Annotated in this window: 27 protein-coding genes; 15 read left to right on the forward strand and 12 right to left on the reverse strand. The window is 63.1% G+C overall.

Annotated elements, in window-relative coordinates; genetic code table 11:
• Nucleotides 1-786, forward strand: coding sequence for a tRNA pseudouridine(38-40) synthase TruA (truA, locus tag AC1DX6_RS01780; protein WP_477310635.1), 786 nt, complete (start codon nt 1-3; stop codon nt 784-786).
• Here the strand turns inward: truA and AC1DX6_RS01785 are convergent.
• Nucleotides 738-1,346, reverse strand: a complete 609-nt coding sequence (locus AC1DX6_RS01785; RefSeq protein ID WP_477310637.1) for a transporter — start codon at nt 1,344-1,346, stop codon at nt 738-740. The genes truA and AC1DX6_RS01785 overlap by 49 nt on opposite strands.
• The gene (dapE, locus tag AC1DX6_RS01790) at nt 1,347-2,543 is read right to left on the reverse strand and encodes a succinyl-diaminopimelate desuccinylase (protein WP_477310639.1); all 1,197 of its coding nucleotides are present in this window, start codon (nt 2,541-2,543) and stop codon (nt 1,347-1,349) included.
• A 116-nt stretch (nt 2,544-2,659) separates the two neighbouring features.
• Here dapE and AC1DX6_RS01795 point away from each other — a divergent pair, with 116 nt between their 5' ends.
• Nucleotides 2,660-3,700 carry a 2-dehydropantoate 2-reductase gene (locus tag AC1DX6_RS01795; protein ID WP_477310641.1) on the forward strand — a complete coding sequence of 347 codons (1,041 nt, stop codon included), beginning with the start codon at nt 2,660-2,662 and terminating at the stop codon, nt 3,698-3,700.
• Here the strand turns inward: AC1DX6_RS01795 and AC1DX6_RS01800 are convergent.
• From AC1DX6_RS01800 to dapD, 3 genes are read right to left on the reverse strand one after another with little or no spacing between them, the layout of a single operon-like run.
• Nucleotides 3,603-4,376, reverse strand: coding sequence for a hypothetical protein (locus AC1DX6_RS01800; RefSeq protein WP_477310643.1), 774 nt, complete (start codon nt 4,374-4,376; stop codon nt 3,603-3,605). The two genes, AC1DX6_RS01795 and AC1DX6_RS01800, sit on opposite strands and share 98 nt — an antisense overlap.
• Before the next feature lie 28 nt (nt 4,377-4,404).
• Nucleotides 4,405-4,764, reverse strand: a complete 360-nt coding sequence (locus AC1DX6_RS01805; RefSeq protein WP_477310645.1) for a DUF805 domain-containing protein — start codon at nt 4,762-4,764, stop codon at nt 4,405-4,407.
• A gap of 28 nt (nt 4,765-4,792) precedes the next feature.
• Complete coding sequence (gene dapD, locus AC1DX6_RS01810; RefSeq protein WP_477310647.1) at nt 4,793-5,647, reverse strand: 2,3,4,5-tetrahydropyridine-2,6-dicarboxylate N-succinyltransferase; 855 nt, start codon at nt 5,645-5,647, stop codon at nt 4,793-4,795.
• A gap of 227 nt (nt 5,648-5,874) precedes the next feature.
• Between dapD and AC1DX6_RS01815 the strand changes: the two genes are divergently transcribed.
• A complete protein-coding gene (locus AC1DX6_RS01815) occupies nt 5,875-6,720 on the forward strand; it encodes an LOG family protein (RefSeq protein ID WP_477310649.1) in 846 nt (281 codons plus the stop codon).
• Between the two features lie 72 nt (nt 6,721-6,792).
• On the opposite strand, the gene AC1DX6_RS01820 is transcribed toward AC1DX6_RS01815, so the two are convergent.
• A complete protein-coding gene (locus tag AC1DX6_RS01820) occupies nt 6,793-7,512 on the reverse strand; it encodes a pyrimidine 5'-nucleotidase (RefSeq protein WP_477310651.1) in 720 nt (239 codons plus the stop codon).
• 162 nt (nt 7,513-7,674) lie between these two features.
• On the opposite strand from AC1DX6_RS01820, the gene AC1DX6_RS01825 reads away from it, so the two are divergent.
• The 3 genes from AC1DX6_RS01825 (at nt 7,675) to AC1DX6_RS01835 (ending at nt 10,224) form a co-directional block, all read left to right on the forward strand.
• Nucleotides 7,675-8,436, forward strand: coding sequence for a GGDEF domain-containing protein (locus tag AC1DX6_RS01825; RefSeq protein ID WP_477310653.1), 762 nt, complete (start codon nt 7,675-7,677; stop codon nt 8,434-8,436).
• A 181-nt stretch (nt 8,437-8,617) separates the two neighbouring features.
• A complete protein-coding gene (locus AC1DX6_RS01830; RefSeq protein ID WP_477310655.1) occupies nt 8,618-8,788 on the forward strand; it encodes a hypothetical protein in 171 nt (56 codons plus the stop codon).
• Entirely contained in the window at nt 8,785-10,224 is a 1,440-nt protein-coding gene (locus tag AC1DX6_RS01835; protein ID WP_477310657.1) for a GMC oxidoreductase, read from the forward strand. Before AC1DX6_RS01830 ends, AC1DX6_RS01835 begins: the two co-directional genes overlap by 4 nt.
• Nucleotides 10,225-10,392: 168 nt before the next feature.
• Here AC1DX6_RS01835 and AC1DX6_RS01840 read toward each other — a convergent pair whose 3' ends face one another.
• A complete protein-coding gene (locus AC1DX6_RS01840; RefSeq protein ID WP_477310659.1) occupies nt 10,393-10,560 on the reverse strand; it encodes a hypothetical protein in 168 nt (55 codons plus the stop codon).
• 94 nt (nt 10,561-10,654) lie between these two features.
• Here AC1DX6_RS01840 and AC1DX6_RS01845 point away from each other — a divergent pair, with 94 nt between their 5' ends.
• Nucleotides 10,655-11,155 (forward strand): MarR family winged helix-turn-helix transcriptional regulator, encoded by a 501-nt coding sequence (locus AC1DX6_RS01845; protein ID WP_477310661.1) that lies wholly within the window; start codon nt 10,655-10,657, stop codon nt 11,153-11,155.
• A gap of 45 nt (nt 11,156-11,200) precedes the next feature.
• Here AC1DX6_RS01845 and AC1DX6_RS01850 read toward each other — a convergent pair whose 3' ends face one another.
• Nucleotides 11,201-11,833 (reverse strand): TetR/AcrR family transcriptional regulator, encoded by a 633-nt coding sequence (locus AC1DX6_RS01850; RefSeq protein ID WP_477310663.1) that lies wholly within the window; start codon nt 11,831-11,833, stop codon nt 11,201-11,203.
• Nucleotides 11,834-11,934: 101 nt separating this feature from the next.
• Between AC1DX6_RS01850 and AC1DX6_RS01855 the strand changes: the two genes are divergently transcribed.
• A complete protein-coding gene (locus AC1DX6_RS01855) occupies nt 11,935-12,339 on the forward strand; it encodes a VOC family protein (RefSeq protein WP_477310665.1) in 405 nt (134 codons plus the stop codon).
• Nucleotides 12,340-12,452: 113 nt separating this feature from the next.
• Here the strand turns inward: AC1DX6_RS01855 and phhA are convergent, their stop codons facing one another.
• Nucleotides 12,453-13,286 carry a phenylalanine 4-monooxygenase gene (phhA, locus tag AC1DX6_RS01860; protein ID WP_477310667.1) on the reverse strand — a complete coding sequence of 278 codons (834 nt, stop codon included), beginning with the start codon at nt 13,284-13,286 and terminating at the stop codon, nt 12,453-12,455.
• A 140-nt stretch (nt 13,287-13,426) separates the two neighbouring features.
• Between phhA and AC1DX6_RS01865 the strand changes: the two genes are divergently transcribed.
• Complete coding sequence (locus AC1DX6_RS01865) at nt 13,427-13,903, forward strand: Lrp/AsnC family transcriptional regulator (protein ID WP_477310669.1); 477 nt, start codon at nt 13,427-13,429, stop codon at nt 13,901-13,903.
• A gap of 100 nt (nt 13,904-14,003) precedes the next feature.
• Nucleotides 14,004-15,551 (forward strand): magnesium-protoporphyrin IX monomethyl ester anaerobic oxidative cyclase, encoded by a 1,548-nt coding sequence (bchE, locus tag AC1DX6_RS01870; RefSeq protein ID WP_477310671.1) that lies wholly within the window; start codon nt 14,004-14,006, stop codon nt 15,549-15,551.
• Between the two features lie 21 nt (nt 15,552-15,572).
• On the opposite strand, the gene argB is transcribed toward bchE, so the two are convergent.
• Together argB and AC1DX6_RS01880 are read right to left on the reverse strand one after the other, a co-directional pair.
• Nucleotides 15,573-16,466: an acetylglutamate kinase gene (argB, locus tag AC1DX6_RS01875; RefSeq protein ID WP_109667770.1), complete on the reverse strand. Its 894-nt coding sequence runs from the start codon at nt 16,464-16,466 to the stop codon at nt 15,573-15,575.
• 106 nt (nt 16,467-16,572) lie between these two features.
• Nucleotides 16,573-18,069, reverse strand: a complete 1,497-nt coding sequence (locus AC1DX6_RS01880) for an amidase (RefSeq protein ID WP_477310674.1) — start codon at nt 18,067-18,069, stop codon at nt 16,573-16,575.
• 151 nt (nt 18,070-18,220) lie between these two features.
• Here AC1DX6_RS01880 and AC1DX6_RS01885 point away from each other — a divergent pair, with 151 nt between their 5' ends.
• From AC1DX6_RS01885 to msrB, 4 genes are all read left to right on the forward strand, one after another.
• Entirely contained in the window at nt 18,221-18,760 is a 540-nt protein-coding gene (locus tag AC1DX6_RS01885; protein ID WP_477310676.1) for a sigma-70 family RNA polymerase sigma factor, read from the forward strand.
• Nucleotides 18,757-19,488 (forward strand): anti-sigma factor, encoded by a 732-nt coding sequence (locus AC1DX6_RS01890; protein ID WP_477311875.1) that lies wholly within the window; start codon nt 18,757-18,759, stop codon nt 19,486-19,488. Before AC1DX6_RS01885 ends, AC1DX6_RS01890 begins: the two co-directional genes overlap by 4 nt.
• A 215-nt stretch (nt 19,489-19,703) precedes the next feature.
• Entirely contained in the window at nt 19,704-20,261 is a 558-nt protein-coding gene (locus AC1DX6_RS01895; protein ID WP_477310678.1) for a fasciclin domain-containing protein, read from the forward strand.
• Nucleotides 20,262-20,480: 219 nt separating this feature from the next.
• Nucleotides 20,481-20,984, forward strand: a complete 504-nt coding sequence (gene msrB, locus AC1DX6_RS01900; protein ID WP_477310680.1) for a peptide-methionine (R)-S-oxide reductase MsrB — start codon at nt 20,481-20,483, stop codon at nt 20,982-20,984.
• 31 nt (nt 20,985-21,015) lie between these two features.
• Here msrB and AC1DX6_RS01905 read toward each other — a convergent pair whose 3' ends face one another.
• On the reverse strand, nt 21,016-21,897 hold the full coding sequence (locus tag AC1DX6_RS01905; protein ID WP_477310682.1) for an AraC family transcriptional regulator: 882 nt from the start codon (nt 21,895-21,897) through the stop codon (nt 21,016-21,018).
• 372 nt (nt 21,898-22,269) lie between these two features.
• On the opposite strand from AC1DX6_RS01905, the gene AC1DX6_RS01910 reads away from it, so the two are divergent.
• The gene (locus AC1DX6_RS01910) at nt 22,270-23,784 is read left to right on the forward strand and encodes an FAD-dependent monooxygenase (protein ID WP_477310684.1); all 1,515 of its coding nucleotides are present in this window, start codon (nt 22,270-22,272) and stop codon (nt 23,782-23,784) included.
• Nucleotides 23,785-23,877 lie beyond the last annotated feature (93 nt).

Raw genomic sequence — 23,877 nt, forward strand, 5'->3', positions numbered from 1 at the left:
ATGCCGCGTTTTCGCCTCGACGTCGAATATGACGGCAGCCTGTTTGCCGGCTGGCAGCGCCAGGCCGACCAGCCTTCGGTGCAGCAGGCGATAGAGCAAGCCATCGAGAGCTTCTGCGGCGAGCAGGTCTCGCTGCGCGGCGCCGGCCGCACCGATGCCGGCGTCCACGCCACCGGCCAGGTGGCGCATGTCGACCTCGTCAAGGCGTGGCCGAACGACAAGGTGCGCGACGCCCTCAACGCCCATCTGCAAATGGCCGGCGCCCGCATCGCCATCCTTAGGGCAGCCGCTGTTCCGGATGGCTTCGACGCGCGTTTCTCGGCCATCGGCCGTCACTATCTCTACCGCATCGTCAATCGCCGCGCGCCGGCAGCGCTCGACAAGGGCAAGGTGTGGTGGGTGCCGAAGCGCCTCGACGCCGCTGCCATGCACGAAGCGGCAAAAGTGCTGCTCGGGCGGCATGATTTCACCACCTTCCGTTCGACCCAGTGCCAGGCCGACAGCCCGGTTCGAACGCTCGACCGCCTGGATGTCAGCCGGGTCGACGATGTGATCGAAATCAGGGCCTCGGCGCGCTCGTTCCTGCACAATCAGGTGCGCTCGATGGTCGGCTCGCTGAAGCGCGTCGGCGAAGGCGGCTGGACGATTGCCGATCTCAAGGCCGCGCTCGAAGCGCACGACCGCGCGGCATGCGGCCAGGTCGCACCGCCCGATGGGCTTTTCCTTATCGGTGTCGATTATCCGGAGACGGACACATCCGGCATGGAAATGCCGAGCAGCACCTGAAGCGCGTAAGACACAAGCTGCGACGCGACAAACATGCCCAAAAAGACGGCGCTGCCGACTGCCGCGCCCCTGCCGATGACCGCATTGGTCATCCGCCAGATCAGCACCTGCGAGAACACAAACAGCGCCAGCATCGTCAACAGGACGAACTGATCGGTGAAGGGCACAAAGAGGCTGAGCAACGCTGACGGCAGCGACACCCAGGCAGCAATTGCCATCGCCCAATTGTAGGCGACGACATAATGGACGAATCGCCCGCCAATGCCGACGCGCGGTGCGATCAGGGCAAGCCCGACAAGCGGCAGCACCCAGCCGCCGATCTCAACAGTCGCAAGACGGGTGAGCATGCCGAAGCGACCCGCTATGGCCTCGGGATCGGCGATCACATTGGCAATGCCGACCCAACCGACGATCAGCGCCGGCGCCGCCACGACGAGAGCGAAAAAGGAATTCCAGAAACCGTCCGCCGACAGGTCGAGCAGCCGCAATCCGTCGGCCTTGCCGAGCATCAGCCGCCAGGCGCCGGTCAGCGATGTGTAGGTTTCGTCCGCCGAAAGCATCTACGCCACGCCTCGCTCGAACCAGTCATCGATGAAGCGCAGGTAGATCTGCGTCAGCGTCTCGAGGTCGGCGAGCGCGACACGTTCGTCGACCATGTGCATGGTCTTGCCGACCAGCCCGAACTCGACCACGGGACAATAGTCCTTGATGAAGCGTGCGTCGGAGGTGCCGCCGGAGGTCGACAGTCCCGGTTTTCTGCCGATCGTCGCCTTGACCGATTGGCTGAGCGTCTTGATCAGCCGGTCGTCGCGGGTCAGGAAGACATGGCTCGGCCGGTCGCGCCAGACGAGCTCATAGTCGACCGGCGTCTTGGCCGTCCGGTATTTCTTGCGCCTGGACGCCTGGTCGAGGCGGTTGTGGATTTCCGCCTGGACGGTCTCTGCGGTCCATGTGTCGTTGAAACGGATGTTGAAGGTGGCTGTCGCCTTCGCCGCAATCACATTGGTCGCCGGATTGCCGACATCTATCGAGGTCACCTCCAGATTGGTCGGCTGGAAGTCCTTTGTCCCCTTGTCGAAGACCGGGTGCAGCAAGGCATCGACCAGGCTCATCAGCCCACGCACCGGATTGTCGGCAAGCTGCGGATAGGCGACGTGGCCCTGGCGGCCGTTGACGGTGACGCTGCCGGAGAGCGACCCGCGGCGGCCGATCTTGATCATGTCGCCGAGCGCGTCCGGATTGGTCGGCTCGCCGACGATCGCGGCATCCCATTTCTCGCCCTTGCCCGCCGCCCAATCGAGCAGCTTCGTCGTGCCGTTGATGGCCGGCCCTTCCTCGTCGCCGGTGATCAGCAGCGAGACCGAGCCCTTCGGGCCGCCCTTCTGCTCGACATGGCGCGCCACCGCGGCGATGAAACAGGCGATGCCGCCCTTCATGTCGACGGCGCCGCGGCCGAACATCTCGCCCTTGGCGATCTCGGCGGCAAAGGGCGGGTGGGTCCAGGAGGCTTCGTCGCCGACCGGCACCACATCGGTGTGGCCGGCAAACATCAGATGCGGGCCGTTGCCGGAGCGCCGCGCGTAGAGGTTCTCGATGTCAGGCGTGCCGTCTTCGGAAAACACCGGCCGCTCGACGGAAAAGCCGAGCGGCTTCAGCATATCTTCCAGCGCGCTCAGCGCACCGCCCTCGGCGGGGGTTACGGAGGCGCAGCGGATGAGGGCGGCGAGGTTTGCGGCGGGGTCTGTCGGCAGCATCATGGGCAAAGCGATAGTCGAAAGCGAAAGGCCTGTCACGACCAGACATGAAGACCGGCCATGCCGCCGACATTATGGTTTTCATGTCGTATAGTTGCAGGCCACACCAGGATTATCGGATGGCCAATACGGACAAAGCAATCGCCATTGCCGGCGCCGGCAGCATCGGCTGCTACGTCGGCGGGTGCCTGGCGCTCGCCGGCCGGCCGGTGATTCTGCTGGCGCGGCCACGCATCGACGCGGCTTTGCGGCAAGGCGGATTGCGCATCACCGACCTTGATGGCCGCGATCGCCTGATCAAGTCGGACGCGATTTCGGTGACCGCCGATCCGGCGACCGCCTTGCGCGACGCCGAAATAATCCTGGTGACGGTCAAGAGCGGCGCGACGCAAGAGATGGCCGCACTGATTGCCGCCCATGCCCGTCCGGACGCGGTGGTGGTCAGCCTGCAGAACGGCGTCGACAATGCCGGCATATTGCGGGCCGGGCTTGGCCAGCGGCTTGCGCTCGCCGGCATGGTGCCGTTCAACGTCGTCCAGTCCCCAGACGGGCTGTCGCCGTTGCGCGTGCACCGCGCCAGCGAGGGCAAGGTGATGGTCGAGGGCGGCATGGCCGACCTTGCCGAGCGCCTCGATGTCGAGGGGCTCGCTGTCGAAACGCATGCCGACATGACGGCGGTGCTGTGGGGCAAGCTGCTGATGAACCTGAACAACGCGCTTGCCGCACTTTCCGGCCTGCCGCTGGCGACGGAGCTCGCCGATCGCCGCTGGCGCCTGATCCTGGCCGGTCAGATCGACGAGGCGCTGGCGGCCATGAAGGCGCTGAGCATCAAGCCGGCGCGCATCGCCGGCCTGCGGCCCGCGCTGCTGCCAAAGGTGCTGAGGCTGCCGGACTGGCTGTTCAGGCGGCTGGCGCGGCGCATGCTTGCCATCGACCCGCAAGCGCGCTCGTCGATGTGGGACGATCTGCAGCGCGGCCGGCCGACCGAGATCGGCGAATTGCAGGGCGCGGCGCTGCGCCTTGCCGAAAAAGCGGGCACGCCGGCGCCGCTGCTGAACGGCGTTACCGCTTTGGTGCGCGCGGCGGAGGCGGCGCAGCTTGGCTCGCCGGGCCTGACGCCGGAGCAGGTTGCGCGGCCGGATGGTTCTCGATCAGCGTGATCTTCTGCCAGATCTTGCGCGACAGGTTGGACGCCAGGTTCTCGATGTCGTTGACGCCGTCGATGACCACGTCGTCATTGACCGACTGCGCAAACAGCGCCGCTATCTTGCCAGTGATCGACAGCATTTCCGAGCAATAGTCGAGGTAGCGCGCCAGATCGGCGGCGTTGGTGATGCGAGCCGGGGACTGCGACGTCGGCTTGAAACTGGCCGAAAGCGCCGCCGGATCCTTGGTCAGCTGATGCATGTCGATGACATGGATCAGCGAGCGCAGGCCGTGCAGCTGGCGAAACACCTGCTTGCGCTTGATGCGCTCCTCGGTGCGGATCAACGCCAGAAAGCCGAGCACGGCCAGGATCATCATGTTGATCGTGGCTTCGATGCCTTGCACCGACTGCACCGCATCGTCGGCCTGCGAGATGTGAATGAGCGGCAGGATGGTGCCGACGAACAGGAAGATCAGGGCGCCGGCGACCACGGCCGCGACGATGAGGCCGCGCAGCCACCAGATCGGCGCTTCGAGCGCCTTGGCCGCCTTGGTCAGATCGCGCGACAGCGACACCAGTTCGGCGGCGACGCCGCGCAGGCCGGCATCGGGAAAACGCTCGGCGACGCGGCTTTCCAGCCGCTCGGCGGTGTCGATGATCAGTTTCGGATCAAGCGTGCGGTAGCGCATGACGAGAGGTCCGATCGGCGCTCAGGGTTCACCAGGTGCATTGGTGCGTTTGCCGTAGCGATTGGGCCCAGGATCGCTCCTGAAACAGGATGATGAGAAGAATGGGGCCGATGACAAGCGAGATCAACGCGTAGTAGGTCGGTTTGCCGAAATCATGGAAGCGCTTTGCGGTCACGGCGAAGCTCGACCAGGTCGAAATCAGCAGGACGGACCAGAACACAACCGCCCAGATCTGACTGTTTTGAGTGCCGGGCTCCAGTCTGGCGAACTGGTAAAGCGGGAAAAACTGCGCGACCAGCAGCAGCAAACCCGCAAGCACGTATGCGCTCGGGCTGACGCGGCCCGAGAGGCTGAAGAAGAGCCAGGGAAGTTGCGGTCTATCGGTCAATCGGGAACGCTCGCATTGTCGGAAAAGGTCAATCGCGCAGCAATTCGTTGATCGAGGTCTTGGACCGCGTCTTGGCGTCGACCCGCTTGACGATGACGGCGCAATAGAGGCCCGGGCCCGGCTCGCCGTTCGGGAAAGCCTTGCCCGGCATCGAGCCGGCGACGACGACGGAATTCGGCGGCACTTCGCCGTAAAAGACCTCACCGGTGGCGCGGTCGACGATCTTGGTCGACTGGCCGATGAAGACGCCCATGCCGAGCACCGAGCCTTCGCGCACGATGCAGCCTTCGACCACTTCGGAGCGCGCGCCGATGAAGCAATTGTCCTCGATGATGGTCGGGCCGGCCTGCATCGGCTCCAGCACGCCGCCAATACCGACGCCGCCCGACAGATGCACGTTCTTGCCGATCTGGGCGCAAGAGCCGACCGAGGCCCAGGTGTCGACCATGGTGCCGGTATCGACATAGGCGCCGACATTGACGAAGGACGGCATCAGCACGGCGCCCGGCGCGACATAGGCGGAGCGGCGCACGATCGACGACGGCACGGCGCGGAAGCCAGCCTTCTCGAAATCGACCGCGCTCCAGCCGTCGAACTTCGACGGCACCTTGTCCCACCACACGGCTTCGCCGGGACCACCCTTGATGATCTCCATCGGGTTGAGCCGGAAGGACAAAAGCACGGCCTTCTTCAGCCACTGGTTGACGTGCCATTTGCCATCGGCCTGACGCTCGGCGACGCGCACGGCACCCTGGTCGAGCAGGTCGAGCGCCGACTGGATGGCGTCGCGCGTCTCGCCGCGGGTTGCGGTCGAAATCGTATCGCGCTCCTCGAAGGCCTTTTCGATGGTCTTTTCGAGGCTCGCCAGATCGGGCTTCGACATGAATTCGCTCCATTACCAAGCTGTTAAGGGGCAGCGCCTTAACCTGTTTTGAAAGTCGCGCGGACCCTGGGCATGCTTCGTCTGCTCAGGTCTTTGCATGTAGCAGGTTCTTGTCGCAAAACCGCAGGACACTTTTGCGGAACCTGCTTATGTGAAGGCATGGGGAGGGTCAATCGCGGCTGCGTCACGGGACGGCGCAAGTGAATTATTTGGACGGGTAAACTGATATGACACCTATGGAAAAGGCGGGATGGACGCCGTTGCCGCATTCGGACGAGGATCTGGAGCGGTCGAAAAGCGTACCGGACACGCCGCAGACGCGCGCCGAAACCTATCGTCTGGCCTGGAACGACCCTGATTTCATGACGCGGCGCGAATTGCGCGCGGTGCGGCTGCAGCTCGAACTCCTGAAGCCGGAGATGATCCTGGCCGAGCGCGGCATCCGCTCGACGGTGATCCTGTTCGGCGGCGCGCGCATTCCAGAACCAGGCGGTGAAGCCTGGGCGGCCAAGAACGAAACGCAGAAGAAGAACCTCGAGGAAAACAGCAAATATTACGAGGAGGCGCGCAAATTCGCCCGCCTCTGCTCGCAGCAGTCGGCTGCCTCCTACTACCGCGAATTCGTCGTGGTGACGGGCGGCGGGCCGGGCGTCATGGAGGCCGGAAACCGTGGCGCCGATGATGTCGGCGCCCCGTCGATCGGCCTCAACATCGTGCTGCCGCACGAGCAGGCGCCGAACGCCTATGTGACGCCGGAGCTGTGTTTCAACTTCCACTATTTCGCCATCCGCAAGATGCATTTCGTCATGCGCGCCAAGGCCGTCGCAGTGTTTCCGGGCGGCTTCGGCACGATGGACGAATTTTTCGAGACGCTGACCCTGATCCAGACCGGCCGCATGGAGCGCGTTCCGGTGATCCTGTTTGGCAAGTCGTTCTGGAAGCGGGCGATCGATCTCGATTTCCTCGCCGAGCAAGGCACGATCACGCCCGGCGACCAGGACATCATCGATTTCGTCGACACCGCCGACGAAGCCTGGGGGATCATCAGGCGCTTCTACAAATTAGGGGAGTAGGGTGGGGAAATGGGGAATTGAAGAATGAAGGGGCATTGCGGTCTCTGCGTTCGGGGTCAGTTCCCCAGTTCCTCAGGTCTTCAATTGCTCTACCCCCTCCACAATCGCCGTGAGAAACGTCGCGAGGTCGTCGGTGACGAAATCCACATCGTCCTCATTGGCCGGATCGCGTTCCCAGATTTCCGCGAAGGTCGGCTCGAAATTGCGCGGCACGATGAGCACCGTGGTCATGCCGAGCGATTTCGGCACCGCCAGATTGCGGGCCAGATCCTCGAACATCACCGCATTGTGACCGGTGACGGCGTGCAGTTCGGCAAACTTCTCGTAGGTCTGGCGCGCCGGCTTGGGGTTCAGCCCGGCGGCGACGATGTCGAAGATGTCATCGAAATGGTCGAGTATGCCGAGCTGGCGCGCGGTGCGTTCGGCATGCCGACGGTCGCCATTGGTGAAGATGAACTTGCGGCCGGGAAGCTGGCGGATCGCGGTGCCGAGCACCGGGTCGGGCACCAGCCATGAATAATCGATGTCGTGGACCTTCTCGAGAAAATCGTCGGGGTCGATGCCATGGCGCGTCATCAGCCCGTTCAGCGTCGTTCCGTATTCCTGATAGAGCTCCTTCTGCAGCTTGCGCGCCTCGTCGCGCGGCAGCGTCAGCAGCTCGCCGATATAGGCGGTCATCTTGACGTCGATTTGCGAAAACAGGTTCGAGTGATGCGGATAGAGTGTGTTGTCGAGGTCGAACACCCAGTCGGTGACGTGGGCGAAGCGGGCGGGATCAGGGAGCGTGGTCATACCCGTCTTATGGCACGAAACGATTTCCCTGACAGGGGGATTTATCCACAACTTATACGCGTCGAACGTGACGAAAGTTGCGGCAAGATTCAAATTTTAGCCATCGCCGAAAGGTGACCTTCAGGGCTTGCTGGCACAGAGACGGTTTAGTGGGAGCCAGCGATGAACCGCATATTTCTAAAGTCCGCCGCCGTCGCTTTCGCTTCCGTTGCAGCCTCGCTTCTGTTGACGCTGATCATCGTTCCCGCGATGGGATTCCCGGTCAGCCGCACCATCTGGCTGAGCTCGACGGTCTGTCCGCTGGCCCTCGCCTGGCTCGCCACCGCCAGCACCTTCTGGCAGAGCGACAGGTTGAAAAGCGCGCATCGCGAACTCGCCCGCGCCCACGCCCAGCTCGCCGCCGCCCATCGGCGGCTGTCGGAAAAGGCGAGCCGCGATGACATGACCGGCATGCTCAATCGCGAGAGCTTTTTTGCCGCACTCGACAGCTCCCGGCGCAAGTCCGACCGCGGCGCGCTGCTGATCATCGATGCCGACCATTTCAAGGCGATCAACGACAGTTTCGGCCACCTGACTGGCGATGACGCGCTGCTTTTGATCGCCAGCGCCATCGAGCGCGGCGTGCGCAGCGGCGACGTGCTCGGCCGCATCGGCGGTGAGGAATTCGGCGCCTTCCTGGTCGGCGCCACCGAACAGGAAGCCAAGCGTGTCGCCGAGCGCATCCGCCGCGAAGTCGAACTGATCCGCTTCCGTCCGGTCGACGAACGAACGGTTCCGCTGACCGTCAGCATCGGCGGCACCACCTGCGGCGAAGACGTCAACGTGTCGGAGCTAATGCGCGCCGCCGACCGGCGGCTGTACGAGGCCAAGCATCGCGGCCGCAATCTGTCGATCCTCGACCGGGACATTTCCGAAGCCGCCTGAAGTCCCGCTCAAGCGCCCCGCGCTTGCTAAGCAATTGCTAACCTTGTTTTCACTCAACCATGCCGTTTACCCCCCGGAAATCAGGTTCCGGCTAGGTTGGCACGAGATTGGCATATCGCAGGGGCACGTGTGCCGTTCAGGGAACGCCACGCGGGATCGAAGCTGCATCGAGAGACGTGTCATGAGTTTCTTCGTCAAGAAAATATCGCGCCGCGCGATCGTCCAGGCGCTGATTGCGCTGCCGGCCCTGTCGCTGCTGCGCCGGCAGGCCGATACCGAACCCCTTTACGCCGACCCAAATGAGATCGTCGAGGTCAATGGCTGGATCCTCAAGCGGAGCGATCTGGCATGATCTTCGACAGCTACGAGACGTTCAAAGCCTCGAATTTTGCCGCCAGGGTTTGCATCCTCGGCTCGGGGCCTGCCGGCACCACGATCGCCAGGAAGCTTGGCGCCGCCGGCATTCCGGTTGTCGTGCTGGAGGCGGGTTCGCGGGAATTCAGTGACGATTCGCAGGATTTCTACCGCGGCACTACGGTCGGCGACCCCTATTTCGATCTCGACATCACCCGGCTGCGCTTCATGGGCGGCAGCTCCAACCACTGGGCCGGCTGGTGCCGCGTGCTGGACAAGCAGGATTTCGAGCCCAAGGCCTGGGCGCCCGATACCGGCTGGCCGATCAGCCGCGCCGATATCGAGCCCTATCTGTCGGAAGTGCACGATATTCTGGAACTGCCGGCCTTCCAGCCGGATGTGCCAATTTCGGACGACATCCGCTGGGTGCAGTTGATCAAGAGCCCGGCGGTGCGCTTTGGCGAAAAATTCGCCGATGAGCTCGACAAGAGCAAGAACATCGCCGTCGTGCTCAACACCTATGCCACCGAGCTTGCCGGCGACGGCAAGAAGGTGACGGGCGCCAAGATCTGGTCGAACGGCCAGGATGCCGGCTCGTTCACTGCCGATTATTTCATCTCTTGCACCGGCGGATTGGAGAATTCACGGCTGCTTTTGTGGTCGAACCAGCGCTCGAACGGCGGCGTGGTGCCGAATGCGACCGCGCTCGGCCGCTACTGGATGGAGCATCCGACCTTCGAGGGCGGCAATGCCATCCTGGCCGACTATGGCGAGTTCCAGGTCGACGCCGTCAACGAGGCCTTCTTCTCGCCGACGCTTGCCGCCATGGAGCGCCTGCAGATCATGAATTTCGGCATCAGGCTGATCGAGACGCCCTATGCCGGCGTCAAGGGTCTGATCGCCGACCTCGCCTGCACGGCGCCCGACGCGGCCGAATGGGTCGCCTACCAGCTCAGCCAGAACCTGCGCTGCGCCGCCCAACTCTATGTCGCCTGGGAACAGGTGCCGCTGGCCTCGAACCAGATCGAACTGTCGAAGACCGACGTCGACCATGCCGGCGTGCCGCGCATCGAACTGCATTGGAAGAAATCGGAGCTGGAACGCCGCACCATTCTGGAAGGACTGCGGCTGTTCGGCACGACATTGGTGCAGAAGGATCTCGGCCGGGTGCGCATCGCCGACTGGCTCACCAAGGGCGAGGACTATCCGACCAATGAGGAGCTGGCGGGCCACCATCACATGGGCGGCACCCGCATGGGCACCGACGTGACCAAAAGCGTCGTCGACGCCAACTCCAAGGTGCACGGCATGGACAACCTCTATATCGGCGGCTCGTCGGTGTTCTGCACCTCGGGCGAGTGCAATCCGACGACGACCATCACGGCCCTGGCCTGCCGGCTCGGCGATCATCTCAGCAAGATCATTGCGGTGTGACGCAAGTCATCACCGGAGTGACGAAGTCATCCCGGCGCGACGAAGTCGTCTCGGTGTGACGAAAATCATCACTGTCTGACGCCCAAAAAGCGAGCGGCGCCGGCGCCTGTGACGGCAGCCGGCGCCGCCTTGGCGCGCCTTTGGGGAGATCGTCCTGACGGAATTGGACTAAAAGCCGTAGACGGCGATACGCACCAGCACGGCGGCGGCGGCCAGCGCCACCAGCAGGATGCCGAGGCCGATGGGGGAGCCCCAGCCATACCATTCCATCGCCAGCTTGGCGTATTTGAATTCCTCCTCATGCGTGAGAGGGCCTCGCTGTTGAATCAAGCTCATTTTTCACTCCTTGCCTGCGGCTGGCCCTTGCTATGTCCGTGCCGTCGCCGCATATTGTTGTTACGGTCTAAATGTTAGACAGATTGATAGTTAGATGATCGAATTAAATTCGTCAAGCGAGAATCGCCACGAAATGACGACGGCTATCGGCCTGGCCATCATGCAATGGCAGGACGCAACGCAGGCCTATGACGAAGCTGTGGGGGTCAGGCTTGGGCTGAACATGGCGGAACGCCATTGTATCGGGCTGCTCTACGGCGGCCCGCAATCGGCGGGTGCGATCGCCACGGCAACCGGGCTGACGCCGGCCGCGGTGACGGCGCTGATCGACAGGCTGGAGGCGCGCGGCCTGCTCACGCGCACGCGCAGTCTGGAGGACAGACGCAAGGTGGTGATCGAGGGAACCGAGGCGACGCGAGACCTGTCGGCGCGGTACTACGGCGCCATTGCGCGGGAAGGCGAAAAAGTCATCGCCACCTTCAGCGATGCGGAACTCGCCACCATCTCGCGTTTCGTCCACGCCGCACTCGACCTGCAGCGCGACCAGCTGGCGCGGCTGAAGGCCGAGGGAGCGGACACCCCAAACGGGCGATAAGGGGACGTTGTGTTCGCGGCTTCATCGCAACGGCAGAGAGCGGGACTATTTCGGCTGAACCCCATAGGCGACAAGAAACGCCTCCACCGAGGCATCCGCGTGCCGTTCAAGTTCGGCCTTGGAGCGCCGGTTGCTTCCAGTGAACATAGCTTCATTCATGGGGATCCAAAGAAGCATTCCAAAAAAATGGCTGGCAGCCAGATAGGGGTCACTGGTTTGTATAAGTCTTCGGCTGGTGAGCTTTTGAAAGCAGGAAGCCATTGAGCCAAGCATGCGCTCGAAGCCCTTTTCGTACCAGCTGCGGCCAAGCTGCGGCATTCGATCCGCGTTGGCGATGATCAAGCGCCGCAGCTTCAGCAACTCTTCATCCATGAGAACCGCTATCAAACGTCGGGCAAGCTGCTGCAGGCCACCTTCCATGAATTTCGCCTCGGAAAGCAGTGTCGTCACGGACTCGATAATATCGTTGGCCTGGGCAGCGGTTGCCAGAACGACCTCGCCGAAAAGCGTCTCCTTGTCCGTGAAATGTTTATAGACGGTCTGCTTGGAAGCCCCCGCCCTGGTGGCAATTTCCTCCATGCTGGTGCCGTCATAACCCTTGCTGACGAACGCCGCTGTGGCCGCCTGGATGATTTCACGATCCTTGCGTTCTGATCTGGTCTCACCGTCGATTTTCATTACGCCCCCAAACAAGTACTAGACGGTACCGTTCCCACATGGTAGCCATGAAAACGGTACTGGACTGACTAGTACCTGTCAACGAAGGCAAGGCTAGACCGATGACCAAGATGATCTTTATTAATCTGCCGGTGCGCGATCTGCAGGCAGCGACCAATTTTTATCTCGCGATCGGCGGCACGCTGAATCCGCAGTTCTCGAACGACCAGGCCAGCTCGATCATGTTCTCGGACTCCATTGGGGTCATGCTGCTGACGCACCAGCATTACAGCCAGTTCACGGCGCGGCAGATCGGCGACGCCAGGCGGGAAAGCCAGATGCTGATCGCGCTGACCGCCGACAGCAAGGACGAGGTCAATGCCGTCATCGAGAAGGGTGTGGCGGCCGGCGGCCGCGCCGATCCCAACCCTGCGCAGGACCTCGGCTTCATGTTCAACCGCCACATCGAAGACCCGGACGGAAACGTCTGGGAGTTGCTGTGGATGAACCCGTCTGCCATGCAGTAGCCAAGCGGATCAAAACGTCCAAAGCGCGTCGCATTGAAACGGATCATGCGACGCGCTTTGGGTTTCGTCTTATGCAGGCCGGGCGGAGCGCCTTAAACACTGGTCCTGGATTGCTATACCGTTGCCGGGTCGAGCGCTGGCTGTCCCTTGCGGCGAGTGACGATCGCGTTGAAATCGGCGGTCTGGAAGGCGTCGCGCAGGACGTCGAAGGACGGCAGCACGAAATAGGCGCGCTGGAACTTGTCGATCTCGTAGCTGGTGCGCATCACTGTTTCCAGGTCGAACGGCACGTGATGCGCGTCCTTGCTGGCGACAGCGAACTGCAACTCGGTGAAGGACGACATCAGCCCGGCGCCGAACGCCTTCAGGGGCTGGCCCGGCTCCTGCATCAGCCCGTATTCGGCGGTGTACCAGTAGAGGCGGGTGATCATCTCGTCGCCGCCAAGCGCGATCACGCTCTCGGCTTTCTGCCCATACATCTGCATGAAATCGGCAAACACCGGCTGCGTCAGGATCGGCACGTGGCCGAAGAAATCGTGGAACATGTCGGGCTCGACAATATAGTCGAGTTCTTGCTCCGTGCGCAGCCAGTTGGTGACCGGGAAGCGGCGGTTGGCGAGGTGGTCGAAGAACGGCGCCGCCGGAATGAGCCCCGGCACGGCGACGATCTCCCAGCCGGTAAGCTTGCGCAGCTTTTCGCTGACCGCACCGAAATCCGGGATCCGGTCGAGCAGGCCAAGGGCGGCAACGCCGTCGAGATAGGAATGATGCGCCAGTTGCTGCGTTAGCTTCGTCTGGCGGTCGCACAGCGTGCGCCACACCGCCTGTTCGCTGGCAGAGTAGTCGTAGCCTTGCGCCACGGTGAAATCGGCACGGCAGACCGAATAGTCGCCGCGCAGGCCCTGTGCCGCGCAGTCGCGGGCGTAATCGGCAACACTCATCGTCATGGCTGTTCTCCTCGCAAATCATCAATGGCGAATTCTGCCGCGAGGCTAACCGGACTTGCCGAGGCAAATCGGTTTTGATGATGGCTCAAACGGAGTATTCGAGATAATATTCACTCAATCCACGCCAACGGAGAGTGAAAATGCCTCAGTTTGACGAGTTCGAGATCAAGATGCTCGACATCCTGCAGCGCGATGGACGCAAGCCTGTGTCCGAGCTGGCCAACGAGATCGGCCTGTCGACGACACCTTGCGCGCGGCGTTTCGAGGCGCTGCAGGACACCGGGATCATCAAGGGATTTGCCGCCGTGCTCAGCCGCCGCGCCGTAGGCCTGATGGTCGAGGTGTTCATCGAGGTGCGGCTGACCAGCCACAGCGATGGCTCGCCCGAAGCCTTCATCGCCGCTGTGCAGCGCATGGACGAAGTGTCGTCATGCTGGACGATGACCGGCGACCACGATTTCCTGCTGCATGTGATGGTGCCGTCGGTCGACGAGCTCAACGCCTTCGTCATGCACCGGCTGATGCGGCTAGACGGTGTGCGTGACGTCCACACCCAGCTCGTGCTGCAGAACATCAAGGGGCCGGGTCACGTGCCGCTCGCACATCTGAGGCGCTAAGCATTTCTGCGGAAAAGCTGCACACAAACTGCTGAAGCGAGCCAATTCGCCATCCAGATCGCTGGCTAGGACATGCGGACCGAATAGCGAAAGGTCCGTCATGAAAATCGTGCTGATCAATCCGCCGCACACCGCCATCGGCAGCCGCGTGCCGGACGACCATCTGCCGCCGCTCGGCCTCTTGGCGTTGGGCGGCCCGCTGATCGATGCCGGCCACGCCGTGCGCCTGGTCGATGCCGAATTCGGGCCGATGCCGCTCGCCTCGCTCGTCCGCGACGCCTTGAGCGACCAGCCCGACTGCATCCTGATCGGTCACTCCGGCTCGACCTCGGCGCATCCGACCGCCTTGCAGATCGCGCAGATGATCAAGGCGCGTGAACCGTCAACGATGGTGATCTATGGCGGCGTGTTCCCGACCTATCACTGGCGCGATATTCTCTGCGCAACGGATGTCTTCGACTTCATCGTGCGCGGCGAAGGCGAGGCGACCATCGTCGCTCTGGTCGAGGCGCTGGCGAGACGCCAGCCGCTGGCGGAAGTCGCCGGCATCGCTTTCCGCGATGATTTGCGCCGCCCCTTCGCCACGCAGGCGGCCGGCACCATAGCCACCCTCGATGCCTACCGCGTCGGCTGGGAACTGATCGACCACAGGCGCTACAGCTATTGGGGCGGCAAGCGCGCCGTGGTCATGCAGTTTTCGCGCGGCTGCCCGCATCTGTGCAACTATTGCGGCCAGCGCGGTTTCTGGACCCGTTGGCGCCATCGCGATCCCGTGAAATTCGCCAGGGAGATTGCCTGGCTGCATCGCGAACATGGCGTCGAACTGATCAACCTGGCCGACGAGAATCCGACCGTTTCGAAAAAGGCGTGGCGCGCCTTTCTCGATGCGTTGATCGCCGAGAACGTGCCGGTGCTGATCGTCGGCTCCACCCGCGCCGACGACATCGTCCGCGACGCCGACATCCTGCATCTCTACCGCAAGGCCGGTGTCATCCGTTGGCTGCTCGGCATGGAGAACACCGACGAGCAGACGCTGCAATTGATCCGCAAGGGCGGCAGCACCTCTTCCGACCGCGAGGCGATAAGGCTGCTGCGCCAGCATGGCATCCTGTCGATGGCGACCTGGGTGGCCGGTTTCGAGGACGAGACGCTTCGCGACCTGTGGCGCGGTTTTCGGCAGCTGCTTGCCTATGACCCCGACCAGATCCAGGCGCTCTACGTCACCCCGCATCGCTGGACGCCGTTCTTCCGCATCGCCAGGGACCGCAAGGTGATCCAGCAGGACGCCCGCCTTTGGGACTACAAGCACCAGGTGCTGCAGATGACCCGGCTGAAACCGTGGATGCTGTTCTTCTCGGTCAAGCTGATCGAGGTCGCGGTGCAGTCGCGGCCCAAGGCGCTGGCGCGCATCCTGTTTCACAAGGACCCCGAGCAGCGCCATTCGATGCGCTGGTACACGCAAATGGGCCGCCGTGTCTGGTTCAGGGAAGTCTGGGGTTTTCTTGCGCGCGACATCAGGGTGAAAGACGGCCCGACGCTGGCCGAATTCTGGGGCGCGCCGCAGGACGCGGAAGAGGAATCGATGGTGTTCGCGCGCCCGGCCCCCAAGCCGGCCCAGCCCGCTATCGGGATTTCGCCGAGCGCCTGAGGCGCTATCGGCCTTCGTTGCTCAGGGTACGATTAGGGTGCCGGCGCCATGCTCGGTGAACAGCTCCAGAAGCACCGCATGCGGCGTCTTGCCGTTGAGGATGACGACGCCTTCGACGCCGCGCTCGATCGCCTCGATGCAGGTCTCGACCTTGGGGATCATGCCGCCCGAAACCGTGCCGTCCTTGATCAGCGCCTTGGCCTCGGCCACGGTCAGCTCGTCGATCAGCTTCTTGTTCTTGTCGAGCACGCCGGGCACATCGGTCAGGAACAAAAGCCGTGTCGCCTGGCAGGCGCCGGCAATGGCGCCGGCAAACGTGTCGGCATTGATGTTGTAGGTATGGCCGTCGCGGCCGGGCGCCACCGGCGCCAGCACCGGAATCATTTCCGAGCGCGCCAGAAGGTCGAGCAGCGTGCGGTCGACCTCGACCGGCTCGCCGACGAAACCGAGATCGAGCACCCGTTCGATGTTGGAATCCGGGTCGATCATGGTCTTGCGCGCCTTTTCGGCAAAAACCATGTTGCCGTCCTTGCCGCACAGGCCGATCGCCCATTCGCCCTCGGCGTTGATCAGCGCCACGATCTCCTTGTTGATCGAGCCGGCCAGCACCATCTCGACGATCTCGACCGTCTTCTGGTCGGTGACGCGCAAGCCACCTTCGAATTTGGATTCGATGCCCATCTTGGCCAGCATGGCGCCGATCTGTGGGCCGCCGCCATGCACGACGATCGGATTGACGCCCGACTGTTTGAGCAGCGCGATGTCGCGGGCAAAAGCCTTGCCGAGCTCTATGTCGCCCATGGCGTGGCCGCCATACTTCACCACCACCGTCTTGTTCTCGTAGCGCTGCATATAGGGCAGCGCGCGCGATAGCAGGGCTGCCTGCATTTCGGCGGTGGCGGTGATCTCCGTCATCGGCATGGTTCCCAGCTTGGCATGAACGGCGGCGTCTTAGCGGGAATTGGGACAGGCCGCAAACGGCTTTGCTATCACAATGATGAAATCTGGGAGTGTGCGAGATCTAGCCTGGCACCTTCAGCGGCGCCCGCCGCGCCAACCACCCCGAAATCTTCTCCATCTGCGCGGCCAGCGACAAAAGCGTCTCCTCGTCGCCGGGCCGTCCCACCGCCTGGATGCCGAGCGGCAGGCCGGCATCGGTGACATGGACAGGCAACGCGATCGATGGCTGGCCGGTGACGTTCTGGATCGCCGGCCAGTGGGTGAACCACAGGCTCTTGTCCATCAACTGCCCCAGCAATGGCTTGAGTCTCAAGAGCCGGGTGAGGTGCAGTTTGTCGAGCACGTTTTCAATGAACTCGTCGGCCCCTTTCGGATCCATGGCGCCGCAGGCGAGTGGCGGGTGCGCGATGATCGGCATCAGCACGGCGTCATAGCGGGCGGTGTCGGCGATCAGCCGGCGCGATGTCGCATTGAGCCGCTGCAGGCTGGCATAGATATCTCCGGCCGAGACGATCTCGCCGAAGCGCGCAATGATCCGCGTGGCGCGTTCGAGGTCGCCCAGGACCGGGCGGCCGACGCGCAAGGCCTCGCTGCGCATCGTGCCGGCCACCGCCGAGGCGACCGACCTGGCGAAATCGGCCATGAAATCGCGATCGATATAGGGCAGGTCGATCTCCTCCACCGTGTGGCCGCCTTCACGGGACAGCGCCACGGCGATATCCAACGCCTTCAGCGTCTCTGCCGATATCGGCAGGCCAAGCGGCGATCCCCGGTAGACGGCGAGCTTGAGTTTGCCCGGATCGCGCCCTGCCGCGGCGACGAAACTGCCTTGCGGCGTCGGCGCGGCATAGGGCGCCAGCGGATCGGGGCCGTGCGTCAGGTCGAGCAGCAAGGCGCAATCGCGCACCGAGCGGGTGACGGCGTGCTCGACGACCATGCCGTACCAGCTCTCGCTGACCAGCGGCGTCTGCGGCACGCGACCGCGTGAGGTTTTCAGGCCGACCAGCCCGCTGCAGGCCGCCGGCACCCGGATCGAGCCGCCGCCATCCGAGGCATGCGCCGCCGGCACCACGCCGGCAGCAACAAGCGCGGCCGCGCCACCGGAAGAACCGCCGCTGGTATGGGCCGTGTTCCACGGATTGCGGGTGATGCCGAAGGCGGCCGATTCGGTCATCAGCCTCAACCCCTGTTCGGGCGTGGTGCTGGTGGCGATCGGAATGAGGCCGGCGGCGAGATGACGCTCGGTCATCACCGAGTTGAAATCGGCGGTGAAAGCCGGGATGCGGCTGCCCGTATGCGTCGGCACACCTTTGATGGCGATACCGAGATCCTTCAGCGCAAACGGCACGCCGGCCAGCGGCAGCTTGCGGTCGATGGTTTTGGCGCGTGTCCGGGCCGCGTCATAGAGCGTCTCGGCAATGGCGTTGATGTCGGGACGGGTCGCCTCGGCGCGCGCAATCGCGGCATCGACAAGCTCCTGTGGCGAGATCTCTGCCTTGTGCACAAGAGCGGCGAGGCCGGTTGCATCTTGTTCCCACAGAACCCGTTCAACCGACATTTCGGAAGTCCTCCACCTCCGGGAAGGCTAGCGGCCGGCGATTTCTTTGGCAATCGATAGGAAATACTGGCGAGCCGTGCGCAACAACGGTTTGCGTGGACAACAACGTTTCCACCGTTGCAAATACACGGCAATCGCCTAATTTGTCAGCATGACGCCGCAGGACATCACCACGCTGATTGTCCGGACTTCGATGAAGGATCGGGCAGCGTTCGATCTGCTCTATCGGCAGACCAGTGCGAAACTTTTCGGTGTCTGCCTTCGTGTATTGCATGACCGGGGAGATGCGGAAGAAGCGCTGCAAGAGGTCTTCGTCAAAATATGGACGAAGGCAGACCGTTTCGCTGTTTCCGATCTGAGTCCGATCTCCTGGCTGGTGGCAATCGCGCGCAATCACGCGATCGATCGCATCAGGGCGAGGCGCAAGCCTGCTGCCGATATCGATGCCGCGCTCGACGTGGCCGATCCGGCTCCGGGACCTGAGGCGATGGTTGTGGCGGGTGGTGAATCCGAACGCATCTATCAATGTCTCGATGAGTTGGAAAAGGATCGGGCAGCGGCTGTCCGGGGCGCCTATCTCAATGGCGAAAGCTATGCCGAATTGGCGGAGCGCCACAGCGTTCCGTTGAACACGATGCGGACCTGGCTACGGCGCAGTCTGCTGAAACTTAGAGAATGTCTGGAAAGATGACGCTGGCACAAGACAACGGACCGGAACGTGGAGGCGACGACTTGCTCGCCGCCGAATACGTTCTCGGCGTCCTGGCAGCGGACGAACGCCAGATCGCTTCCAGCCGTATCGACGCGGAAACCGGCTTCGCCCGTCTTGTTGACGGCTGGGAAGTGCATTTTTCGCCGCTGGCGTCCGCCTATCCGGAAGTCGCACCTCCGGCGACCGTCAAGGTCGCGGTCGACCGCCGGTTGTTCTCCTCCACCGCGAGAAGCTCCACCACAACCGCTCAACCGAGCGCCGGTCTCTGGGCCAGCCTTGCCTTCTGGCGCGGTCTTGCCACCGCGGCCGTCGCGGCATTGGCGATCTACATTGCCGTGCCGTACATCAACCCGCCGGTCGAGCAGCCGCAGACACGCCTCGTCGCTTCGCTGGGCGCCGAAGGCAGCGATGTCAAATATCTGGTCGTCTACGACGCCGCCCATCACGATGTCAGCCTGTCCCACGTCTCCGGCGAACGCGCCGCCGGCAAGGACTTCGAGCTGTGGATGATCGAAGGCAAGAACAACCCGGTCTCGATGGGCGTCATTCCCGCTGGCGGGGCGGCACACCTGGTCGTTTCGCCGGCCGTGCAGGCAAAGCTTGCGCAAGGCGCCGTGCTGGCAGTCAGCGTCGAGCCCACCGGCGGTTCGCCGACCGGTCAGCCAACCGGACCGGTGGTCGCGGCGGGCGATCTGAAGAGCATCTGATAGGCTCTCGGCGCCAGTTTCCCATAGAAAGTATATTTTGGCTCGTGGCCTAGCTGCGAAAAGCATATGAGCCGGCAAAGGCAATGCAGAAAAATTCTGCGCGCCGGCGTGTAAAAATAAAAAATCTCCTAATTTGGTGAAACTTGCGCATTTCTATCCCGTAACTCCCTCGCGTCCCAAATATGGGAACCGATAACCCCGAGGAGTTCGACATCATGCGTAAATTCGCCACCCTTTTGCTTGCCGGTACGATCGCTGTTTCTGCACTCGCCACCGTCGCCTATGCCGAAAATCCAATGGTCGGCGGCGCCGCCATGTTTGCCACCAAGAACATCGTCGAAAATGCGGTCAATTCGAAGGACCACACGACGCTGGTCGCCGCCGTCCAGGCAGCCGGCCTGGTCGAGACGCTGCAGGGCGCCGGTCCGTTCACCGTCTTCGCGCCGACCAACGAGGCTTTTGCAGCCCTTCCGGCCGGCACCGTCGAGACGCTGCTCAAGCCTGAGAACAAGGACAAGCTTACCAAGATCCTGACCTGCCACGTCATTGGCGCCAAGGCGATGGGCGCGGACGTCGCCGCGATGGCCAAGGCCGATGGCGGCACGCACAAGGTCAAGACCGTTGGCGGTTGCGAACTGTCGCTGAAGGCCGAAGGCGGCAAGGTCACCGTGACCGATGAGAACGGCAACGTCGCCAATGTGACGATCGCCGATGTCGAGCAGTCGAACGGCGTCATCCATGTCATCGACAAGGTTCTTCTGCCGAAGATGTAACAAAAGCTTCGCTGCTGGCGAAGCTACGACCAAGGCTCCATGTAGATTGCGCGGCTACCGTCCCCTCGTGACCCGCGCAATCGACAAGCGTACACTCCGCACCGTCCGCTCAAGCGCGGAGCCGTTGCGGAGTGTCCGTTTTCAGGGGACATGATCGTCACTGGCATTTGATTTCCCTGTGGCGGTCGAATTTGGCAAAGGACAGCAGGAGAAATGGTTATGAACCGTCGCGACTTTCTTTGGAGCGGTGCCGCCGCTGTGGCATTGCTGGCGGGCACGGCAGCCGTGCTGCGCATGGGCGGAGCGCAGGACGCGCGAGCAGCGGAAAAATTCGAGGTCACCAAGACCGACGCCGAGTGGCACGCCATCCTGTCCGATGAAGCTTTCAATGTGCTGCGCAAGGAAGGCACCGAATATCCCGGCACCAGCCCGCTGCTCAACGAGCATCGCAAGGGCATTTTCGCCTGCGCCGGCTGCGACCTGCCGGTCTATCCCTCAGACACCAAGTTCGATTCCGGCACCGGCTGGCCGAGCTTCTGGCAGGAGATCGCCAATGGCATCGGCAAGACCACCGACCGGTCGCTCGGCATGACCCGCACCGAGGTCCATTGCCGCCGTTGCGGCGGCCATCTCGGCCATGTCTTCGACGATGGTCCTGCCCCGACCGGCCTGCGCCACTGCATCAACGGCGTCGCCTTGACCTTCAAGCCGGCGTCGGCCTGACGGCGCCGGGACAGGGCGCCTTCAGAGGGCGCTATTTCAGCGGCAGAAACAGTTCCGCGACCGCCTCATGCTCCGGCAACTCCGGGAAGAAGCTCAGCCGCTGGCAATAGATCGGGAAGTCGCGTGCTTCCTCGCCGCTGGCCGGAAGCCAGTTGCGATAAAGGTAGAGCGCGGCGGGCTCCAGATTGTGCGTGTTGCCGACGACGCGCAGCACCGCGCAGCGCCCGCCAGGGATCTCGCCGGCTTTGATCTGCTCGCCATTCGCCTCGATCGGTTGGTCGGTCCCGACACAAAGGTCGAGGCTATAATCGGCGGGCGACGCAGGACGCCGCTCGGAACGCCAGACATTGAAGGTCGGGCTTGTCGTGGGGTGCAGGCCAGCGGCCTTGCGCCAGGCGATGAACCGCTGGATGGTGGCGCCGATCGTCGCCGGATCGCCCCGATGCTCCATGATCGCCACCGGCGTGGCGGGCACATCGCGAATCGTCACGTCGTCAGTGGTAAAAGTCTTCTGCATGAGCTTGCTCCTGGCGTTGTCGAGAGGCCCGAAGGCCGCAAGCCACGGCTCCCAGTCGGGAGACTTCCGGAACGACGAAGGCGATTGCCCGAACCGTTGCCGAAAGGCGCGGGCGAAGGCATCGGGTGCATCGTAACCGGCATCCATCGCAATATCCGTGACGCTTTCGGCGTCCCTGTAGGCCAGCCGGTACGAAGCGCGCTTCATACGGGCGAGCTGGACATAGCGATGCACAGACAACCCGAAGGTCGACATGAACTGCCGGTGGAAATGGTATTTCGAGAACGCCGCGACGCCGCTCAACGCTTCCAGGCCCATATCGTCGTCCAGATGCTGGTCTATGTGGTCCAGCACCCGCTGCATTCGGGCATGGTAGTTTTCAAGCGCCGCCTTCATCGTCTCTTGCTCCGTGGCGACACCAGCTAGGCCCTTCCGGACGTGCCGCGCTCGACCGATCTTGCGATTTGGCATGGATCAACAGCTGCCTGCCAGCAACCGCTTACAGGCAAAGCCCGGTCTACGGTCGAACGTATGGGGCGTTTTCCGGCGGCTTGGGCGACAATGTCCTCGCCATGATCCAACCGGCCCAACGCGCCGCCTGCTCCGTGTGAGCCTACGAACTGGAGTTTCTCGGCGTGTCGGGAATTTCGGCTACGGCTTGACTGCCTCGCCTACCCTAGAAATGGGGCCGAAACAGTTAAGTTCAAGAATTGGCAAACGGCTTTTTATGCGTAGATTTCGCAGCCCTGATCGAGAGGGCCAGAACCTATGCAAAGAACCGAAGAACGCGTTCGCCAAGGCGAGCGCAAGTCGACCGGCCGCGTTGATGCCGGCCGGTCGCAGATCTCCCATCAAGTGGTGATCGCCGGAGGCGGTCCGACGGGGTTGATGCTGGCCGGCGAGCTTTCATTGGCCGGCATCGATGTCGCCGTCGTCGAGCGGCGCGACAGCCAGGCAATCACGGGCACGCGTGCGGGCGGTCTGCACGCGCGCACCATCGAGGTCTTCGCCCAGCGCGGCATTGCCGATCGGTTCCTGTCGCAGGGCAAGACCGCCCAGGTCGCATCCTTCGCCGGCGTTACCCTTGATATCAGCGACTTTCCCACCCGCCACAATTACGGGCTGGCGCTCTGGCAAAAGCACATAGAGCGCATCCTTGCCGATTGGGTCGATGAGCGCGGCGTCACCGTCTACCGTGGCCGCGAGGTGACGGGCTTCGTGCAGGATGACAGTGGCGTCGATGTCGCGCTCAGCGACGGCCGGTCGCTTCGCGCCGATTATCTCGTCGGCTGCGACGGCGGCAGAAGTCTTGTGCGCAAGGCAAGCGGGATAGAGTTCCCGGGCTCGGATCCGACCGTCAGCAATTTGATCGCCGAGGTCGAACTGTCTGGAGAGCCGCAATGGGGTGTCCTCCACCGCGACGCCATCGGCATTCACGGCTTTGGCAGACTGGACGACGGAACGGTGCGGGTGCTGGTAACCGAGCGCGAGGTCGGGGCTGGCGGCGAGCCTACGCTGCATGAACTCAGCGAGGCGCTCATTGCCGTCTACGGCACCGATTATGGCGTTCACAGTCCGACGTCGCTGGCCCGCTTCACCGATATGACAAGGCAGGCGGCTTTATACCGCAAGGGACGGGTGCTGCTCGCCGGAGACGCCGCGCACGTGCATCCGCCGGACGGCGGACAAGGCCTGCAGACCGGCGTGCAGGACGCCGTCAATCTTGGCTGGAAGCTCGCCCAGGTGATCAAGAAAACATCGCCGGAAAGCCTGCTCGATACCTACCAGGCCGAGCGCCATCCGGTTGCCGCGCGTGTATTGAAAAACACCATGGCGTCGGTCGCGCTCCGCCGCGAAGACGAGCGAACCAAGGCGTTGCGCGACACGATGGCCGAGCTTCTCGCCATGGCGGAGCCGCGCAAGCGCTTTGCCGGCATGCTGTCCGGCCTGGACATCCACTACGACTTTGGCGAGGGGCACGAGCTGCTTGGCCGCCGCATGCCGGACCTCGACCTCGTCACCGCTGACGGGCCCATGCGGGTCTTCACCCTGCTGCACGACGCCCGGCCGCTGCTGCTCAACCTCAGTCCATCAGGCGCTTTCGATATCGGCGCATGGGCGGATCGGGTTCGGCAGGTCGACGCCAGCTATGATGGCGCCTGGGAGCTTCCGGTGCTGGGTGCGGTCACGGCTCCCGGCGCCGTGCTGGTCCGGCCCGACGGGTATGTCGCCTGGGTCGGCGACCCTGAAACGGCGGGGTTGACCGAAGCGTTGACCAGGTAGTTCGGACAGTCGTGACGGATGGAAGCGGCTTGATAAAACATGACCCCGGAAATCGTTTCCAATTTCCGGGGTCATGCGTGAGGGCGCCAGGGG

The organism is Mesorhizobium sp. P2_C4, assembly GCF_056404575.1.

What these genes read in the sequence shown, in the direction of transcription:
- argB (WP_109667770.1), bottom strand. Translation starts at nt 16,466, where the DNA reads ATGACGGAGATCACCGCCACCGCCGAAATGCAGGCAGCCCTGCTATCG.
- AC1DX6_RS01800 (WP_477310643.1), bottom strand. Translation starts at nt 4,376, where the DNA reads ATGCGCTACCGCACGCTTGATCCGAAACTGATCATCGACACCGCCGAG.
- AC1DX6_RS01880 (WP_477310674.1), bottom strand. Translation starts at nt 18,069, where the DNA reads ATGTCGGTTGAACGGGTTCTGTGGGAACAAGATGCAACCGGCCTCGCC.
- AC1DX6_RS01855 (WP_477310665.1), top strand. Translation starts at nt 11,935, where the DNA reads ATGACCAAGATGATCTTTATTAATCTGCCGGTGCGCGATCTGCAGGCA.
- dapD (WP_477310647.1), bottom strand. Translation starts at nt 5,647, where the DNA reads ATGTCGAAGCCCGATCTGGCGAGCCTCGAAAAGACCATCGAAAAGGCC.
- truA (WP_477310635.1), top strand. Translation starts at nt 1, where the DNA reads ATGCCGCGTTTTCGCCTCGACGTCGAATATGACGGCAGCCTGTTTGCC.
- AC1DX6_RS01905 (WP_477310682.1), bottom strand. Translation starts at nt 21,897, where the DNA reads ATGAAGGCGGCGCTTGAAAACTACCATGCCCGAATGCAGCGGGTGCTG.
- AC1DX6_RS01910 (WP_477310684.1), top strand. Translation starts at nt 22,270, where the DNA reads ATGCAAAGAACCGAAGAACGCGTTCGCCAAGGCGAGCGCAAGTCGACC.
- AC1DX6_RS01815 (WP_477310649.1), top strand. Translation starts at nt 5,875, where the DNA reads ATGACACCTATGGAAAAGGCGGGATGGACGCCGTTGCCGCATTCGGAC.
- phhA (WP_477310667.1), bottom strand. Translation starts at nt 13,286, where the DNA reads ATGACGATGAGTGTTGCCGATTACGCCCGCGACTGCGCGGCACAGGGC.
- AC1DX6_RS01830 (WP_477310655.1), top strand. Translation starts at nt 8,618, where the DNA reads ATGAGTTTCTTCGTCAAGAAAATATCGCGCCGCGCGATCGTCCAGGCG.
- dapE (WP_477310639.1), bottom strand. Translation starts at nt 2,543, where the DNA reads ATGATGCTGCCGACAGACCCCGCCGCAAACCTCGCCGCCCTCATCCGC.
- AC1DX6_RS01850 (WP_477310663.1), bottom strand. Translation starts at nt 11,833, where the DNA reads ATGAAAATCGACGGTGAGACCAGATCAGAACGCAAGGATCGTGAAATC.
- AC1DX6_RS01840 (WP_477310659.1), bottom strand. Translation starts at nt 10,560, where the DNA reads ATGAGCTTGATTCAACAGCGAGGCCCTCTCACGCATGAGGAGGAATTC.
- msrB (WP_477310680.1), top strand. Translation starts at nt 20,481, where the DNA reads ATGAACCGTCGCGACTTTCTTTGGAGCGGTGCCGCCGCTGTGGCATTG.
- AC1DX6_RS01795 (WP_477310641.1), top strand. Translation starts at nt 2,660, where the DNA reads ATGGCCAATACGGACAAAGCAATCGCCATTGCCGGCGCCGGCAGCATC.
- bchE (WP_477310671.1), top strand. Translation starts at nt 14,004, where the DNA reads ATGAAAATCGTGCTGATCAATCCGCCGCACACCGCCATCGGCAGCCGC.
- AC1DX6_RS01820 (WP_477310651.1), bottom strand. Translation starts at nt 7,512, where the DNA reads ATGACCACGCTCCCTGATCCCGCCCGCTTCGCCCACGTCACCGACTGG.
- AC1DX6_RS01865 (WP_477310669.1), top strand. Translation starts at nt 13,427, where the DNA reads ATGCCTCAGTTTGACGAGTTCGAGATCAAGATGCTCGACATCCTGCAG.
- AC1DX6_RS01895 (WP_477310678.1), top strand. Translation starts at nt 19,704, where the DNA reads ATGCGTAAATTCGCCACCCTTTTGCTTGCCGGTACGATCGCTGTTTCT.
- AC1DX6_RS01785 (WP_477310637.1), bottom strand. Translation starts at nt 1,346, where the DNA reads ATGCTTTCGGCGGACGAAACCTACACATCGCTGACCGGCGCCTGGCGG.
- AC1DX6_RS01845 (WP_477310661.1), top strand. Translation starts at nt 10,655, where the DNA reads ATGATCGAATTAAATTCGTCAAGCGAGAATCGCCACGAAATGACGACG.
- AC1DX6_RS01885 (WP_477310676.1), top strand. Translation starts at nt 18,221, where the DNA reads ATGACGCCGCAGGACATCACCACGCTGATTGTCCGGACTTCGATGAAG.
- AC1DX6_RS01835 (WP_477310657.1), top strand. Translation starts at nt 8,785, where the DNA reads ATGATCTTCGACAGCTACGAGACGTTCAAAGCCTCGAATTTTGCCGCC.
- AC1DX6_RS01890 (WP_477311875.1), top strand. Translation starts at nt 18,757, where the DNA reads ATGACGCTGGCACAAGACAACGGACCGGAACGTGGAGGCGACGACTTG.
- AC1DX6_RS01825 (WP_477310653.1), top strand. Translation starts at nt 7,675, where the DNA reads ATGAACCGCATATTTCTAAAGTCCGCCGCCGTCGCTTTCGCTTCCGTT.